This window comes from Candidatus Hydrogenedentota bacterium, assembly GCA_016791475.1.
Taxonomy (GTDB): Bacteria; Hydrogenedentota; Hydrogenedentia; order Hydrogenedentales; family JAEUWI01; genus JAEUWI01.
The window spans coordinates 42,563-59,905 of record JAEUWI010000042.1 but is presented as its reverse complement, the minus strand read 5'-3'; the positions used below and the strand labels follow the sequence as shown (position 1 = coordinate 59,905).

Genomic DNA, 17,343 nt, shown 5'->3' with positions numbered 1-17,343 from the left:
TTTCATCCTATTCCTCATCTCGCCGGGCGTCAAGGACTTATTTGCGGCATCGACCGCGGTAAACGCGCATGCCGATGGTCCAGCGCTCCACGAAGCGCAAGATGGTATAATAACGGCCTGTTTTCAGCCAATGCACTACTGGAAGGATCCGGACGATGACCCTGAGAAATACCTTTGTATCCGTGACGAATAGCCTGCTGGCCCTCGCCCTTATCGTGCTTCTCACGTCCTGCGCCACCGTCCCCGTCACGGGTCGGAGCCAGCTCGCGCTCCTGCCGGAATCGGAAATGGTGACGCTCGGTCAGCAGGCCTATCAGCAGCAGTTACAGGAGCATCCCGTGAGCAATCAGCCGGGTGATGTAGAGCCCGTGCTGCGTGTGGGCAAGCGCCTGGCCGCAGCCACGGAAGAATTCCTGCGGGCGAACAACCTGCCCACGGAGGTCTACCAGTGGGAATTCAGTGTCATCGACAACGACGAGATTGTGAATGCCACCTGTCTGCCCGGCGGGAAGATCGTGTTTTACAGCGGGATTTTTGAGTACACCAAAGACGACGACGGCATCGCCACGGTGATGGGCCACGAGATCGCCCACGCCATCGCCCGCCACGGCAATGAGCGTATGAGTCAGGCGCTGCTTATCGAACTCGGCGCGGCGACCTTGTCGGAGGCGATGGCCTCCCAACCCGCCCGGACCCGCGAACTCGCCGGGCAGGCCTTTGGACTCACCTCGAACTTCGGGGTAATCCTGCCCTTCAATCGCTCCCGCGAATCCGAGGCGGACCGCATCGGCCTGACGCTGATGGCCAAGGCGGGTTACGACCCCCGCAAGGCCATCGAGTTCTGGGAACGCTTCAGTCAGGCCGGTGCCAAGGTACCCGAGTTCATGTCCACCCACCCTTCCGGGGCAACGCGGATTGCGGATATTCAGGCCCATATGCCCGAGGCTTTGCAGCATTATGCGGGGAAATAAGGTAGAGTCTAGAGTTGAGAAAGGAGACTGGGGAGGAAAGTAAAGTGGCGAAACGCGACGTCATAGCAAGCAGCGGAAGCCTGGCCACCGATCTCGGTCTACCCGACCCGGAAGAAACCGACATCAAGGCGAAGCTGGCCGCCCGTCTGTCTATCATCATTCAGGAACGCGGAATATCCCAGACGGAAGCGGCGCGCATCATTGGAACCGATCAGGCCAAAGTGAGTGCGGTACTGAATGGTCAGTTTCGGGGTTTTTCAATCTACCGGCTTATGTGCTATTTAAAATCCCTCGATCAGGACGTAGAAATTGTAGTCCGGCCCAAAGCCGCAATTGAAGCGCACCTGTGTGTCGTGGGGGATTAGGTCTACTCGTAGTCTTCCATCTTGGGCGCGCTGCCTTCGATGATCCGGGGCTCATAACCCGGCGCGTATTCCTTTTCCAAGTGCTGGCGTAGCTCCGCCTCGTTCAGCCACACCGGTTTGGTTTCCTGCTTCACAAAGAGGGGGGCCTGATCCGCGTAGTGGGGCGAGTCGGGCCTCGACGTCGCCGAACCAAACTGGTGAATACTTTTCGAGTGCACTTTGCCGTCGGCGTCCCAGGTGGCGAGGAGCACGTAGCAATCGCCCGCGCGTCCTTCGAAGCGGCCATTGACCCACTCGCCGTAGACTGCGTTGAGCACATCCGGCGCGCCGCCGAGGCCGAGGTCCATGTTGCCGCGCACGAGGCGGTTGACCTCGCTCCAGGGCGGATCGAGGCGGCCGAAAGCGTCTTTCAACTGGGTTGCGCGTTCCTTGAGCAACTCCATGGCCGTGGGGCCGGTGCGGCCTTTCAGGCCATCGCCGGAATCATTGCGGAGGAACAAGACGGCGAGGGCCGCGCTGGTGTTTTCCGGATTCGTGTTGAAATCCCAGGCGCGGAGGACGGCCACGGCTTCTTTCAATAGCGGATCGTCCGGCTCGGGGGCATCCAGAATTTCCTTCAGCACATCGGCGGCTTTGCCGCTTCGGGAATAGGCCTGATCGTACTTATACTGGAAGAACTCGTCTTCCGTGATGGAGGTATCGGCCGCGAGCAACTCCAGCAGGCGTAGCTGGCGATTGGTGATATCGTCGAAGGGCTCGATGCCGAAGGTGGGGGCAAAGGCGGCGGGGTCGGGATTCTCCGGACCTTCTGTTGTCCGGAAGGGCGTGCCGTTGGCATTGGCGACAAAGCCCGACGCGGGGTTCTTGACGACGGGCAATTGCTCGAAGGGCAGGTATTTGGTCCAGATATTTTCCGACACGTTACCGGGAAGGTAGCCCGAATAGTCGTAACCGTCTTTTCGGAGCGGCAGCAGGGCATTGTAACGATACTGGATGTTGCCTTCCTTGTCCGCGTAGCCCACGTTGAAGGAGGGGATGGCCTGCATGGCCATGGCGGCATCGAATTCGGCCAGGTTTTTCGATTTGCCCATGCGGTACCACTGCTCCACCTGGCGAATATCGCCGTAGCCCGCATAGCGGATGGCGTAGACGCCGTGGGGGCGGCGGATAACGGGGCCATGGATGGAGTAGAGCACTTCCTGCGTTGCTTTCCACATGAAGCCGTCGAATACGTTCACCACCACCGGAACCGTGCTCTTGTCGAGGGTCTTCCATTCGCCGTCATACTTGTACTGGTCGGGATTGTCCGGGTTCATCTCCAGCGCGTAGATGTCGATCAGGTCGGGACTGTTCACGGTATGGGCCCATCCCAGATCGAGGTTGTGCCCATGGAGAATCACGGGGGTGCCGGGGAAAACGCCACCGACGATATCGAGCCCTTCTTCACTTTTCATCCGGGCTTCATACCAGGCGACGGGGCCGCTCCAGGGCTGGTGCGAATTGATGGCCAGGTGGGTCTTGCCGTCCGGGGTGCGCCCGGGGGCGATGGCGAAGGTGTTGGAGCCGGTGGGGAGGCCGTCGGCCAGCACATCGGGAAGGGCGCTCAATTCCCGCTCATTCGGCGATACGGACTGGACCCGCTTGCTTTCGTAGAGCTTGACCACCTCCTCTTCAAGTCCAAAAAAGAAGGGCGTCTTCAACACGAAGTCCGTCACGATGTCCTGGCCGGTAACGGGGAGGATGCCGGGGGTTACTTCGTGGGGGTGGAGCGCGGCGAAGTGGTTGATGCCGGCCGCGTAGGCCTCGCAGATCTTTCGGACCTCGGGGCTCAGATCGGTATCATATTTTTCCTGAACGATCTCGCGGAAACGAAAAAGCTTCACGAGGTAGTCAAATGGCGCGGCTTCCTCGCCCTTCAACATGGCCAACATGCCCCTGCTGAGATAGAGGGCTTCCTCGATGGTCGCGTAGTCATCTTCGGCGTGGGCGTAGGCCAGGCCATAGGCGCAATCGGCGTCGGTCTTGCCATAGATGTGGGGAACACCCCAGGTATCGCGAAGAATCTTGACGTTGAATGCGCCTTTCGCGGGAATGAGCTGCCGTGTCGGCGGGTTGAAGCGGATATAGGGGAGTTGCGTCGCAACGATAACAAGGAGTGTCAGGCAAAGTGCCCCGATGATGATCTGGGTCCAGCGAAATTTCATGCGGCCTCGTGGTGGTTCAGGGGAAGTACCGCGTGCCCTGGGCAGCGGGAGCGTGTGGTCATTATACCAATGGCGGGGTGGTCAGTCCTCTTTTGGGCGCGCCGGGTTTGGATCGAATATCGGCAGCGGGTTACAATAGCCCTTCCGGCAGGTCGCCCACGGAATCGCGCTGTCCACCTCACCCTTTCATTCTCAGGTCTTCCATTTCCATGACCCATTCGCACGAAAACGCCGAAGTCCGCTGTCCCCATTTTCTTGACTGTGGCGGATGCAAATCGCAAGACGTAGCCTATACCGCGCAGGTCGCGGCGAAATCTGCTGCGCTGGGCGTACTGTTTGCCGACTTCTGGACTGCGCCGGTGCATTTGACGCCCTCGCCTGTCATCTGGAACTATCGGAACAAAATCGATCCATCCTTCAGTCGCATGCGCTATGCCGAAGTGCCCCCGAAGGATTTCGTTCGCGAGACGGTGCTGGGCTACAAGAAGAAGGGTCAGTGGTACTGGCCGCTGGATATCGAAGAGTGCCACATCGGCCCGGAAGGCGCCAGTGCGCTGCTGCAGGCGACGCGGGCCTGGTATCGCGAGCACGATATTCGCGCATGGGACAACCGCACAAAGGACGGCGTGCTGCGTTATCTCCTCGTGCGCGATGGGAAACGGACGGGGGAGAAGATGGTGGTGTTGATTACCCACGAGGGCGAGTTGGACTGTGAGCCTTTTGTGGAACTCGCGCGCGAATCCTATGGCGCCACCAGTGTCTATCGCGGTTTCTTTACGGGCCGCAGCGATGTGGCCACGGCCGAGCGGCTGGAACTGCTCTGGGGCGCACCGCACATTACGGAAACGTTGCGCCTGCCGGATGGAGCAGGGACGCGTGACCTGACCTTCCGCATTTCGCCCCTGAGTTTTTTCCAGACCAATCCACTGGCCACGGAGAATTTGTATGGCGCAATTCGGGGACACGTGCGCGCGATTGCCCCGGACAGTCTCTACGATCTCTATGGCGGCGCGGGCGGCATTGCCTTCAGTTGCAGCGATCTGGTGGAGCGCGTGTGGTCCGTGGAGGAAGTCGCGCCGGCCACGGAAGACGGTCGGCACAACGCGGAGGTGAACGGCATTACGAATGTCCACTTTGAGACGGCCCAGGTGGAGAAGTATCTCACGGCGAAGCGGGATCACGGCGGCCTGGCCGACGGTGCGCTGGTGGTGCTGGATCCGCCGCGGTCGGCGCTGCACCCCAAAGCGCTGAAGCGGCTGATGGAGTTCCAGCCGGAGCACATCGTGTATGTGTCGTGTAATCCGAAGTTGCTGGCGCGGGAGCTGGCGGTGTTTACGGAGGCGTATGACCTGACTTCGCTTGAGGCCTTTGACCTGTTTCCCCACACGCCTCACGTGGAAGGGCTGGCGGTGCTGAAAAGGCGGTAGCGGGCGCGCGCTTTTTTCAGGCTACAGGGACGTCAGAGACAGCAGGGACGACAGGTTATTCGTCCCTGAAGTCCCTGTTGTCTCTGCCGTCCCCGCATAGTCGGCAGTGCACTGCAATTCTCAATAAGAAAACGCCGCCCCTGGCTGTCTTCAGGGGCGGCCTATTCGTTTTCTTATCAGGCGTTCTTAATGGTCTTCTTTTCTGCGTCGTACACCTGGCGATGACCTGTGGCCAGGGCCTGGGTTGCCATGATGGACGCGACGGAGTGGTCGTAGCCCGACTGGATCGGCGCGAAGGGCGTCTCGCGGGAGCGGAGGCACTGGAGCCAGTTCAGCATGTGGTTTGGGCGCTCCACCGGGGGGATGTTTCCATCACCCGGATCGAGGGGCGTCTCGCCTTTGCGTGCGCCTTTTGCGGAAATCTTCGGGTTGTTCCAATCGGTCAGGTCCAGCGTGCCTTTGGTGCCGTAGACTTTGAACACGTTGCCGTCGCCGTTGGCGAAGTCGGACGTGTAGGACACCATGAAGCCTTCGGGGTAGGTGTACTGGGCGCTGACCTGGTCCGGCGTGTCGAACTTGTGGTCATCCTTCCAGACGAAGGTGCCGCCGTGGCACGTGGCGCTGCTGGGGCAGTGGGCCCCGGTCATGTAATGCACGAGATCCAGAAAGTGCACGCCCAACTGGGGCACAGGGCCGTGGCAGAAGTCCATGTAGCCCATCCAGCCGGAATAGGCCACGGCACTGAATTCGCGTTTTGGCGCATCCATGAGGAAGATGTCCCATTCCACGTCTTCTTTCTTCACTTCCTGCAGGTAGCCGTACCAATAGGGTTCCGCCGCATTGCGCACCTGCTCGATGCGGTGGATTGTGCCGAGGGCTCCGGAATCGATGATGGCTTTCGCACCGCCGAAGCTGGGATAACTGCGGAGCTGGGTGCCGATCTGGCAGATGATCCCGCTCTTCTCCACAGCCTCCACCGCGGCATTCAGCGATTTGAGGTCCATGGCCAGGGGTTTCTCGCAGTAGGTGTCCTTGCCGGCTTTCGCCGCGGCTTCCAGGTGGGTGGTGTGCTGGTGGTCGCACGAAGCGATCATGACGGCGTCGATGTCGTCCTTCGCCAAAAGTTCTTCATAGTGCACGAAGTGCATGGCGTCGAGGCCGTACCATTCTTTGATCCGCGCGGCGGCATTTTCGCGCGAGACTTTCCAGGGATCGCAAACGGCCACATACTGGACGTTCAGGTCCTTGTCGTGGTTATGGACGCCATCCATGTGGGCGCCCACGCCGCGACGGCCACAGCCGATCTGGCCGATGTTGATGCGGTCATTGGCGCCTTTGACGCGGGCATAGCTTGCCGCGCTCATGGAAACCGCCGCGGCGCTGAGGGAGGCCGTCTTGAGAAATTCACGACGGGTCGGGGTCGTTTTCATCGTGGTACTGCTCCTGTGGGTGGCGCCGCGCGGCGGCGAAAAGTTTCTTGATTAGAAGGACGTCAGTTGTTTGAAGGCCGCGTAGCGTTCTTGAATCTTCGCAGTGTCCGCCGCCGCCAGGGCGTCGGGGCCGAAGGCTTCGCAGGTGCAGGAGGCCGAGGCGCTGCCATACACTACGGCCTGCTTCAGGGTCTCAAAGTCGGTGGCGTCGCTCCGGGCGATATGGCCCATGAAGCCCCCGGCGAAACTGTCGCCCGCACCGGTCGGGTCCATGACCACCTCCAGCGGCAGGGCGGGAATCGAGAAAATCTCGCCGTCCGCGCCGAAGAGCATGCAGCCGTGCTCGCCTTTCTTGATGACCACGATGGAGGGTCCCATGGCGCGGATCGCCCGCGCCGCATCGCGCAGATTCATTTCGCCGGTGAGCTGCTTCGCTTCGCCATCGTTGATGATCAGGCAGTTCACGCGGGCGAGCACTTTTTTCACCTCGCCGAGGGTGATGGTGAGCCACAGGTTCATCGTGTCCAGGGCGATGAACTTCGGCTGGGCCTGGTCCAGCACTTCAAGCTGGAGGGCCGGATGGATGTTGCCGAGGAAGAGATAGGGCGCGTTCCGGGTTGATTCGGGGAGCTTGGGGTGGAAGGTCTCGAAGACATTCAACTGCGTGTCGAGCGTGTCCCGCTCGTTCACATCGTCGTGGTACTTTCCGGACCAGCGGAAGGTCTTTCCCTCCGCCCGTTCCAGGCCCTCCAGATTGATCTGTTTCGATTCCAGGAGCGCCACGTGCTCGGCGGGGAAGTCCTCACCCACGATACCGACCAGATTGACAGGTACAAAGTTGGCCGCGGCGAGGGAGAAGTACACCGCCGCCCCGCCCAGGCCCTCCTCATTGCGGCCCGAAGGCGTTTCCACAGTATCCAGGCCAACAGAGCCAACGACGGTAATGCTCATGAAGTGATGTTCCTTGTTGTAGCGGGCGACGTTCAGGGAACGTGGCGATTTTGAGACAAGAGAGCGTAGCGAAGCAGGACGAATGGGTGTACGGCTTCATGGGATTGTGTGGAATGATAGCAAATCCGGTTTGGCTCATGCAGTACTGGCCCGCCATGAAACCGGGGGTTTTCGTAGTCCAGGCGGGGCGTCAAAGATTCACTACAAGTTACCCGGATAGGTCGGATTCTTGCCTCGAAGGGGGATGAAAGGGCGTGTGTCAACTCGCCAGGGACTGTTTGTCTTCCTGGTCGCTGATGCCCAACTGGTCCATCTTGTACTTGAGGATACGCCGGGTTGTCCCGAGGGCATCCGCCGCCTGGGACTGGACGTAGTTGCATTGCTCCAGCGCTTTCTTGATCAGGTGTCGTTCGAGGCGCTGGGTGGCCTCCTGGAGGGGGAGTCCGGCGAAGTCTTCCAGGCCATTGACCTCGACGCCGCCCTCGCCGGCTACGATACCGTTCAGGTATTCCGCGCGGATAATGCGTTCGCCGCTGTGGCAGACGAGAATGCGCTCCACGGTGTTTTCGAGTTCACGTATATTGCCCGGCCACTGGCAGGCCATGAGGCGCGACATGGCCCGGGCCTCGAAATCCTGGACGCGAGAGTTGACCCGCGGGCCGTGCTTGGCCACGAAGTGGGCAATGAGCTTGGGTATGTCTTCCCGTCGCTTGCGCAGGGGCGGCATGGTGATGGGGAGCACGTTGATGCGGTAATAGAGGTCCTGGCGAAAGAGTCCTTCCTCGATGGCCTTGTCGAAGGGGCGATTGGTCGCGCAGATGAAGCGTACATCGACCTCGATTTCACGATTGCCGCCCACCGGATAAAAGGTGCCTTCCTGGAGGACGCGCAGGAGCTTGGATTGGGCCTCGATGGGCATCTCGCCGATTTCGTCCAGGAAGAGCGTTCCGCGATCGGCCACCTGCATCTTGCCCACACGGCTTTCGGTGGCGCCGGTGAAGGCGCCCTTGGTGAGACCGAAAAGTTCGCTCTCCACCAGGTTCGCCGGAATGGCGCAGCACGAAAGGGGAACGAAGGGGTCGGCTTTGCGTTTGCCGCCGAAGTGAATCGCCCGGGCCAGGACGTCCTTGCCGGTGCCCGTTTCGCCCGTGATCAGCACCGTGGAGTCCACTTCCATCGCCTGACGCGCCTTGGCCAGGGCTTCCAGCAGGGACGGGGCCTCTCCGATAATGTGCTCAAAACCCGCCGAGCCCTGCTCGCGCAGCGTGGACAGCTCGCGCTTTTCCCGCAGCTCCTCCAGGGTGCGCTCCACGAGCGTGGTGAGATCGTCGACGTCGAAAGGCTTGATAACGAATTCGCGCGCGCCCTTCTTCATGGCCTTTACCGCAATATCCACGGTGTTGGAGCCGGTCACAATCAGTACGGGAACCATCTCGCCCCGTTCGTCGAGGCGCTCCAGAAAGTCCATCCCCGTCATGCCGGGCATGGTGAGATCGAGGAGGATCAGGTCCACATGCTTCTCGGAAAGGATCTGGAGGCCCGTCGCGCCATCTTCCGCCAGGTACACCCGGTAGTCGTCGCTGAGAATTATCCGGTAGGATTCCCGGATGCTCAGTTCATCATCAATCGCCAGAATGGTCTGCATGGCTCAGCTCCGTAGTCGGTATCTGAAGGGCGAAATAATTGCCGTCCTTTTCATCAGTGACCCACCGAATGGCGCCCTGATGCTGGTGGAGAATGCGATTGGCGATCGTCAGGCCCAGACCCATCCCGTGCTCCTTCGTACTGTAGAAGGGCAGAAAAATGCGGTCCGTCTCTTCTTTGGGCACGCCGGGGCCGGAATCCGCGATGCGTATCTCGATTGAGTTGTCCTTGCGCGCCGTGCTGACCTGTATTGTACCACCTGGAGGCACCGCCTCGATGGAGTTCTGCACCACATTGTGGAGGGCCTGGGAGAAGAAGACCGGGTCCATGTCGGTCTCGTCCAGGTCCGGATCGTAATTCTGCGCCAGTTTGATGGAGCGATTTGCCAGCTCGGTCTCGAAAGAGCTCAATACCGACCGGACGGTCTCATTGATGTCGCATTGCTGGAGGCGCAGGTTGGGGTTGCGCGCAAATTCGAAGAGGGTCTCCACGACCCGGTTGATGCGCTCCACTTCCTGCTGGACCACCCGGCTGAAGGCGTCCCGGAAGTCTTCGGACTCATACTTGCGCGGCAGGAGCTGGGCGAAGGTGTTGATGGCCACCATCGGGTTCTTGATTTCCTGGGCGACGCGGGTGGAGAGATATTCCCAGAAGGGGCTGTAGGCGATTTCTTCCTGGGAGACCCGATCCTCGGCGTGGGCCTGGAAGACAACCGTCGCGCCGCCGTGGGGGTCGGGGGCCACATTGAGGGAGAGCTGGCCTTTGGAAACGGGATCGCGAATGACCTCATTGAAGCGCGATTCCTTGCGCGCCATGCTCCGGAGGATGACATCGGCAAAAGCGGAGCCGAGCTTCTGCACGCTGGACCCCAGCACCTTCGCCGCGGACAGTTGCAGGAGGATCTCCGCCCGCTTGTTCAGCGCCATGATTTTGCGATCTCCGGAAACGGAGACCAGGCCGACCGGAAGATCGCCCGCCATGACCGACGGCGTTTCGTGTTCGATGCGCCGGTAGGGCGACATGTCTTCGAAGAGGATCTCCACGGAGCGCACGAAGAGCGAGAGTAGCTCGCGCTCTTCCTGCACATAGGAGAGCCCCGAGGCCTTTTCACCGAGAACCAGCGCGCCGAAGACCTGGCCATCCCGCATGAGGGGCGCCGCCAGGATGCCGTTGAGGACTTGCAGTTCTTTCAGCGCCTGGGGCGAGGAGCGAATGGCGTGGACATCAAAGAGGCACGCGTGGCTGTCAAACCAGTGCATCAGTCCAGCGCTGAAGGAAAGGCGGAGCTGGCCGGTGATGTGCTCATTGAGCCCGTGGGACGCGCCCACGGATACGCGCCCGCCTTTTTCCAGCAGCAGGCAGCAGCGGGTCGCGTCGAAAATGTCTACCGTGGCCTCCATCAGGCGGCGGGCCAACCGGTCCATGTCATCCTTGCATCCGGTCAGGCGGCTGATCCAGCGAAGGGCCATCTGGTGCTGGCCCAGGAAAATCGGCTGGTGGCTCGGCACTTCCAGGTGGGGCTGCACCACGCTCGCCATGACCGTCGTATGAACCAGGGAAGCCAGGGCCTCCTGTAGGGAATCGCAGGAAAACGGCTTGGTGAGTACGGCATTCGCGCCCGATCGGGTGAGGGCCGCCTGGGTCAGCAGGTCCTCGCGATTGGAGAGGACCGCGAGGGGAACGCCCGGCGCCATGTCCTTCACCGCCTCGACCAGGTTCTCGCCGCTGAGGGAGGTGTCGTCCAGAAATATCGCGTCCACCGTTACCGATGCGATCCGGCGGCGGGCGGTGGCCACGCTGGGCTCATGCAGGATCAAGTCGCCCTCCGGCAGCGAGGCGCGCAGCGCCTCCCAAACGCTCCTGTCTTCGGCAATGACCAGCAACACGTTCATAGCCCGACCCTTTCGATGGATTCGGTGCTCCCCGCCAGCGGGAAAGTTACAGTAAAGGACGAACCGGCGCCGGGGGTACTGCTTACATCAATGACACCCTGATGTTCCGTGATAATTCCATGCACCACCGACAGCCCCAGCCCGCTGCCATCGGCCTTGGTCGTGAAGAACGGCGTGAACAACTGTTTCAGGTGCTCGCGAGAGATCCCGCAGCCCCGATCACGGATGACGGTGCGGACGCAGGGCACGTCGTGACGAAGCACGGAGCCCTTCTGTTGCAGCCGCCCGTGGCCCGTGCTCACCTTGACTTCGATCATGGGGTTGGGCGAGTCCGTCATCGACTCGATGGCATTGAGCACCAGATTAAGAAAGACCTGATGCAACTGCTGATTGTCGGCCATCACGCCCACGCCGTTCTCCGGCATGTCCAGATGCAGCGCCACGCCGGACTTCCGCATCTGGTTTTCCACCAGCGCGAAGACGTTGGTCAGTATCTGGCGGATGTCGTGAAGGCGGAAGGAAACCGGTTGCGGCCGCGCGAAGTGGAGCAGGCGCGTCACGATGTTGTCGATGCGGTCCACTTCGGGTGGAACCACTTCGGCGAAGGTATTTCGAAAGTCGGCATCGTCGTAACGGTCCAGGAGCAGTTGGGTGAATGTCTTGATGGACTGGAGCGGGTTCTTGATTTCGTGGGCCATGCCGGCGGCCATCGTGCCGATGGAATTGAGCCGGTCCGCGCGCTGTACATTGGATTCAAGGCGTTTGATCTGGGTCATGTTGTGGATCAGCACCATCGCCCCCTTCATGCCCTGGCCCGGCATATCCAGGCACGAGGTGGACATGGCCACCGGCATTTCCTCGCCAACCCCATTGATAATATTGGTCTCCACATCCACGATGCCGCGCTTGTTGTCCAGGGTCATCTGGAGGAGGTGGGCCACCTTGGTGTCGAGTACCCCCAGCGACATGCCGGGGCTGACGGGACCCAGCACGGAACGGCCCTCCTGATTGATCGTCTTGATGACGCCATTCGTGTCCACGGCGATAACCGTACCACGCATGTTGCGCAGAATTAGTTCCAGGTGCACGTTCAATTCTTCGAGCTGGCCGTAGAGGCGGGAGTTTTCTATCGCCGTCGCGAGGGGGCCGGCGATGGTGGAAAAAACCCGCCAGTCGTCGTAGGTGTAGACGTCGTGGGTTTCTTTGTCCTCCAGGACGATCAGCCCGAGCACGCCGGACTGGGTGACCAGGGGAATCACGACCTGCGCACCGAGCGCCCGGAGGCTCTTGGCCAGGCGGGCGGTCTGGGGGATGGGGGAGCGGTGCTCCAACTCTTCCAGGATAAGGGGCTCGAAATTGCCGGCCACGTAGTCCAGCACGAATCCGATCGATGCGTCCGGCGCGGGGTTGGTGTCCCGGGTCGAGTAGGCCGTATAGACCAGCGGGTCTTTGCCCTTGTCCACCAGCAGCACCCGCAGGCCCGTGACGCCGAGGGTCTGGCGCAAATCCGCCGACACCCGCTCCATGATGTGCTCCAATTGAACATATTGATTGGCCAGACGCGTGATGCGTTGGCTGAGGGCTTCCGTATCGTAGCGGCGGTGCCGGATGACCCGGTCCAGCAGGAGCTGGGCGCGCTCGCGGAGGGGCTGAATGACCACCGCCACGACCATGGAGGTCAGGGCGATGCTGAGCATGTCGTAGGCGCGGCCCGCCTGGCTGAAGACGGCGTGGACGAGTGTAACGACCGAAAAATAGAGGATGAAGACGAAGACGGTAACGAAGGCGTATACCGTAGTCCGCGAGAGGATGAACCAGATGTCCAGCAGGTGGTAGCGGACCATCGAGTAGGCGAGGCCCGCCATCATCAGCACCATGAAGCAGGGCCCATACTGCTGCATGCTGTCCACGCCGAAAAGGGCCAGCGCGATGACGTTCGTGGCGGAAGCCAGCCCCACGCCGGCGAAGATGGAGGCGATGACATGCTCGATCTGTCGCCGCTGGATGCCCTGGCTGTGGCGGAGTTTCCGGAACAGGTTGACGAACATCAGGGTCATCGTCGCCACGATCATGATCGAATAGACGTCGAACACCCGTCCATAGGTTGCCTGGGGCGGCGCGTCTTCGAAGGGATGAAGCGTGACAATATACCAACGGGTATTCACCAGCCCCGTGAGGGTGATGGCCGCGGCATAGAGCAGGTAGAGGTACCACGTCATTCCCTTGAACTTCTGATCGGGGAAATAGCCGATGAAATGATAGAAGGTGGCGGGGAGGAAGCTGGCCACGGCAAAGGTGACCATAATCCAGTTGCGCGCGCTTTCCTCGGTGTGGGAGTGAATGATGAAAAACACACCCGCCGACCACAGGGCGAGGTTCAGGGTCAGGAGGGCGAAAAATCGATGGGTGTTCCGCTCCGGATTGCGCACCAGGACCAGCAGGCCCAGGAGGCAGCTCGACACCGCGGCTGTTATCAGCAGCGTCGAGGTCGCTATCGCGGAGATATCGGCCACGTTCAGGCAACCTTCCGCAGTACGGTGGCGCAGTGGGTCCCGCCGAAGCTGATGGAGACCACGAGCGCCGAGTCAATATCGTTCATCCGCGCCTTCAACGGCACAAAATCGAGGTCGCAGGCGGGATCGGGATCCTCCAGGTTCACCGTCGGCGAAAGGATACCCCGCTCGAGTGTCATCAGGGCGGCGCCCACCCCCATCAGGCCGCCCGTGGAATAGGACTGGCCAATCATCGACTTGACCGCGCTGACCGGGATGCGGTAGGCCTGCTCGCCGAATACCCGCTTATAGGCATTGGTTTCGCAGCGGTCATACATTTCGAGGGATACGCCGTGGGCCTGAATGCAGCCGACATCGCTGCGCCCCATCCCCGCGGTGGTCATGGCGGACTGGATTGCCCGGGCCAGGGTCTTGCCTTCCGCCTCCAGCACCAGAGGGTTCTGGCCCTCGGCGGCCGAGCCAGTGCCCGCCACTTCGGCGAAGATGCGCGCACCACGGGCGCGCGCCTTGTCCGCCCGTTCCAGCACCAGCGTGCATGCGCCCTCGCTGAGCACAATTCCGTCGCGGTGCCGATCATAGGGGCGCATGGCGCCGCCTGGATCGTTGTTGCGCCGCGAAAGAATGCCCAGCGAACAGGCTGAGGCGATGGAGAGGGGGAAAATAGGGGATTCCGTCGCGCCCACCACCGCCGCGTCGACATAGCCCATGCGAATCTGATTGTAGCCCCAGTTCAACACGTCCAGCCCCGTGGCGCAGCCGCTGGCAATCGTGATGGCCGGTCCGCGAACACCGATATCGATCGACACGTGCACCGTGGCCGAATGTCCGGAAAAGGCCGACGAAGCCAGCTTGTTAATCTTCTTGTAGCCCGCCGTCTCCATCGCCTCCATGTGGCCCTTGTAGGCCTCGTCCGGTGAGCCGATACTCGTGCCCACCGAAACACCGATCCGCTCCGGATCGTAGCCCGCGGCCTTCAGGCCCGCGTCCTGAACCGCCAGGCGCGCCGCGGCGATGGCCTGGTGGACATGGCGGTTCCAGTTGCGCACCACGCTCTTTTTCATGAAATCTTCGGGATTGAAATCCCAGAGTTCTCCCGCGATCTGGCAGGGCAGGTCCGAGGCGTCGAAGCGCTTTATATTGCGTATGCCCGTGCGCCCCGCCGCAATGGCGTCCCAGTAGGCCTCGCGTCCAATGCCGTTGCAGGACAATACGCCCATGCCGGTTACGACTACCGCATTGATTTCCATAGTTCGCTAATTCCCCACAACTTTCTTGACCGGAACCGCCGGGAACAGGTCGATGGTATTGATCGAGGCGGTCGCCCGGACGTTGAATAGTTCGATGGCCTCGCGCAGGTGGCCGAGATCCAGGCGGAGCGCCGCGTCTTCGAGCGTGCGCGTATACTCGGATTCATGACCGGCGTATCCCGATACCCGGGCCATAAGGGCGACGGCCGCACCGGCGACTTCCGCGATCTCCAGTTCCGCCAGCTCCGCGGACGCCTCGGCGCAGCGTCCCGCCACACCGGTTGCCCGGAGCGAGCCGATCTGGAATGGGAGGCTGGCCGCCTCATCCCGCAGGTTCGCGGTGAAGGGGGGATTGCAGACCCAGGCCTCGAGTTTCTTAAGCGAAAGGTCGAAATTAAACTCACTGGCATGTTGAAACCAGGCGCTCCCGGGCGCCAGCGTCGGAAGGCTCAACCGAATTCCATCCGGACGGTTCCGGCGGACGATTCGGAAGGTCTCCGCGCGGGTGTGGTAGTCGTCCACCGGGCAGGGGAAGGTAAAAGTCGTGTGGACGTACAGCCCATGGGAACGAATGTGCCGCAGGCAGGTCTCCGCTTCGCTGATGGTCCAGTTTTCGCCGTAGTAGTCCGACAGTGTCCACTGGCTGCCCGTAAGAAGGGTCAATCCCACGGCCTCGCAACCTGAAACGCTCAAGGCGTGGACCGCGTCCGCGCCCAGTTCGTGTACGTGGGCATCGCGGCTGTAGCGAATGGAAAAGGGAAGGCCCAGGCACTCCGATGCGAAGCCCTGCACCATTTCGGCCGGTGTGTGGCTTCCACTGACGTGGAAGATCTCCGCCCCGTAGAGGCGGTGCAGTTGCTCAAGGTCCGATCGCAACTGGCGGCACTCTCGCACCACGCGCTTGCGCGGCGGGGAGCCCCCGCGGTAATGCCCGCGGTGGGCGTGGCCCGTGGTCTGGGGCAGTGTGAAGAGCTTGATCTTGCCGCCGTCCAGCAGGCCGGGATACCGGGCCGGATGGTAGTCCGCGGAGGAAAAGCGCGGATCGATTTGGAGCGCGCCGCCCGCGCCTTCCACCAGACGGGCGCCATCCCGAAACAGCAGGCCGGAAACAGAGGCCCACTGCTCCCGCGCGGCAAGACTTCGGGCAAGACCGGTGAGCACGGATTCGGGGGACTCCAGGCAGGCGGCGTCAAATTCGGCGCTGCCGTGAAGGAGCAGCCGTGCAAAATTCTCTACAAATTCACCCGCGACCGCCACAACAAGGCCGGGATGGCGCTCCTTGAGCCCTTGCGCGAGGAGGCGGGCATCGGCCACGTCCTTCGGGCGATGAATCTGGATCAGGGCCAGGTCGGGAGGCGCTGCCGCGTGTCGGGCGATGACGCGGGCGACGCGTTCGCCACGAAACCTGTCCACGGCACGTCGCAGGTGGCGTTCTCGCGACGAAAATCTGCCGGCCCAGCCTTCGAGGCGGCCTTCCACGTGGTCCAGGTGATCGGCCAGGGCATGGTTCAGGGCGGGGCAGCAGGCGGCGTCGAGGCAGTCCACGGACCCTTCGTCGATAATCAGTACCGAATGGCCCTGGGCGACAAGGGTGCCGCTGCACCGCGCCAGCATGGGCTGCGGCATGAGATCGTCCACGTGAATGGGCAATCCCGGAAGCGCATATAGGTGGATTCGACTACCCATGGATAATTGTTTCGTCCCAGGCTCTTCCCGTAGGCGAGCCGTGCCATACACAATATGTAGACCAAACGAAGATAAAGTGACGCTATATATTGAGCAACATACTAGCACGTATACAAAAACTGTGCAAGTACAAAAATGTACACCATTTTTTGGCTTCTTCGGGGCGGCAGACATATCTTAGTCCTTGCCACAAAACACTTTGCGCAATTCAAGGCGGGTGAATAGTCTCAGGGTGAAAACTGGGGATTTGGTAGAAAGTGGAAGCGGGTGTAGTGATTTGATACGGCATTTGCGGGAGAACTCGCGCCCACAAGTGGTGACAAGGCTTTGGGCATTGTGCCACGGTGTGGTGGACCGGTAAAATGGCATTGAAGGAATCTACGTAATGGGAATTATGCAAAGCCTACGCGCGCGCAACTTCGCGAAGCAGTTTGAAAAGGTGGGGAAGGACTGTCAGTTTCTCGCCACTTATCTTGAAATCAAAGGTCATGTGGAACTGGGTGATCGCGTGATACTGGGTAACAACGTGCTTCTGCGCACCCACAGGCTCGGCAAGATCGTGCTGGGCAACGACGTCACGCTGGGAGACCATGTGCTGGTCGCCGGCAATGAATACGTAGAGATCGGTGATGGTACCTCGGTGGAGGCCTACGCCGTATTGCGCGACATGAACCACACCTTTCACGGTACGGACGTTCATTGGCGCCTGACACCGCACCAGACGGCTCCGATACGCATCGGGAAGAACTGCTTCATCGGTGCCCACAGCTATATCATGCCCGGGGTTACCATGGGTGACGGGGCCGTCATCGTGCCCCGCAGTATTATCAAGAAGGACGTGGGACCGGGGGAAATTTGGGCCGGGGCGCCCAGCGCCCAGTTGATTGGCCATCGGGACGGTTCCTCCAGTGGCAGCGCGTTGAAGCGCCATGCCGATCTGCTGGCGCTCTACGGGTTTGATTCGCCAACCGAAGAGCCACCGTCTGAGGAGCCGACCGGGAAATAACTTCCGT

Annotated in this window: 12 protein-coding genes; 4 read left to right on the top strand and 8 right to left on the bottom strand. The window is 61.1% G+C overall.

The genetic code is table 11. The features are described 5' to 3' along the window. Positions 1–155: 155 nt before the first annotated feature. Entirely contained in the window at positions 156–971 is an 816-nt protein-coding gene (locus tag JNK74_20075; GenBank protein ID MBL7648483.1) for a M48 family metallopeptidase, read from the top strand. A 44-nt stretch (positions 972–1,015) separates the two neighbouring features. After that, entirely contained in the window at positions 1,016–1,336 is a 321-nt protein-coding gene (locus JNK74_20070; GenBank protein MBL7648482.1) for an XRE family transcriptional regulator, read from the top strand. Between the two features lie 2 nt (positions 1,337–1,338). Here JNK74_20070 and JNK74_20065 read toward each other — a convergent pair whose 3' ends face one another. Further along, positions 1,339–3,540 (bottom strand): acylase, encoded by a 2,202-nt coding sequence (locus JNK74_20065; GenBank protein MBL7648481.1) that lies wholly within the window; start codon positions 3,538–3,540, stop codon positions 1,339–1,341. A 209-nt stretch (positions 3,541–3,749) separates the two neighbouring features. Between JNK74_20065 and rlmD the strand changes: the two genes are divergently transcribed. Continuing rightward, the gene (gene rlmD / locus JNK74_20060; protein ID MBL7648480.1) at positions 3,750–4,967 is read left to right on the top strand and encodes a 23S rRNA (uracil(1939)-C(5))-methyltransferase RlmD; all 1,218 of its coding nucleotides are present in this window, start codon (positions 3,750–3,752) and stop codon (positions 4,965–4,967) included. Between the two features lie 176 nt (positions 4,968–5,143). Here rlmD and JNK74_20055 read toward each other — a convergent pair whose 3' ends face one another. The 7 genes from JNK74_20055 to JNK74_20025 form a co-directional block, all read right to left on the bottom strand. Next, positions 5,144–6,397, bottom strand: coding sequence for a Gfo/Idh/MocA family oxidoreductase (locus JNK74_20055; GenBank protein MBL7648479.1), 1,254 nt, complete (start codon positions 6,395–6,397; stop codon positions 5,144–5,146). Positions 6,398–6,448: 51 nt separating this feature from the next. Further along, complete coding sequence (locus JNK74_20050) at positions 6,449–7,348, bottom strand: sugar kinase (GenBank protein MBL7648478.1); 900 nt, start codon at positions 7,346–7,348, stop codon at positions 6,449–6,451. 259 nt (positions 7,349–7,607) lie between these two features. Beyond that, positions 7,608–8,993: a sigma-54-dependent Fis family transcriptional regulator gene (locus tag JNK74_20045; protein MBL7648477.1), complete on the bottom strand. Its 1,386-nt coding sequence runs from the start codon at positions 8,991–8,993 to the stop codon at positions 7,608–7,610. After that, a complete protein-coding gene (locus JNK74_20040; GenBank protein ID MBL7648476.1) occupies positions 8,971–10,884 on the bottom strand; it encodes a GAF domain-containing protein in 1,914 nt (637 codons plus the stop codon). Before JNK74_20040 ends, JNK74_20045 begins: the two co-directional genes overlap by 23 nt. Beyond that, positions 10,881–13,397, bottom strand: coding sequence for a GAF domain-containing protein (locus JNK74_20035; protein ID MBL7648475.1), 2,517 nt, complete (start codon positions 13,395–13,397; stop codon positions 10,881–10,883). The genes JNK74_20040 and JNK74_20035 overlap by 4 nt, the downstream gene beginning before the upstream one ends. Before the next feature lie 2 nt (positions 13,398–13,399). Further along, positions 13,400–14,644: a beta-ketoacyl-[acyl-carrier-protein] synthase family protein gene (locus JNK74_20030; GenBank protein MBL7648474.1), complete on the bottom strand. Its 1,245-nt coding sequence runs from the start codon at positions 14,642–14,644 to the stop codon at positions 13,400–13,402. A 6-nt stretch (positions 14,645–14,650) separates the two neighbouring features. Further along, positions 14,651–16,330, bottom strand: coding sequence for a hypothetical protein (locus JNK74_20025; protein MBL7648473.1), 1,680 nt, complete (start codon positions 16,328–16,330; stop codon positions 14,651–14,653). Positions 16,331–16,715: 385 nt separating this feature from the next. Here JNK74_20025 and JNK74_20020 point away from each other — a divergent pair, with 385 nt between their 5' ends. After that, entirely contained in the window at positions 16,716–17,336 is a 621-nt protein-coding gene (locus JNK74_20020; GenBank protein ID MBL7648472.1) for a hypothetical protein, read from the top strand. Positions 17,337–17,343: the final 7 nt, after the last annotated feature.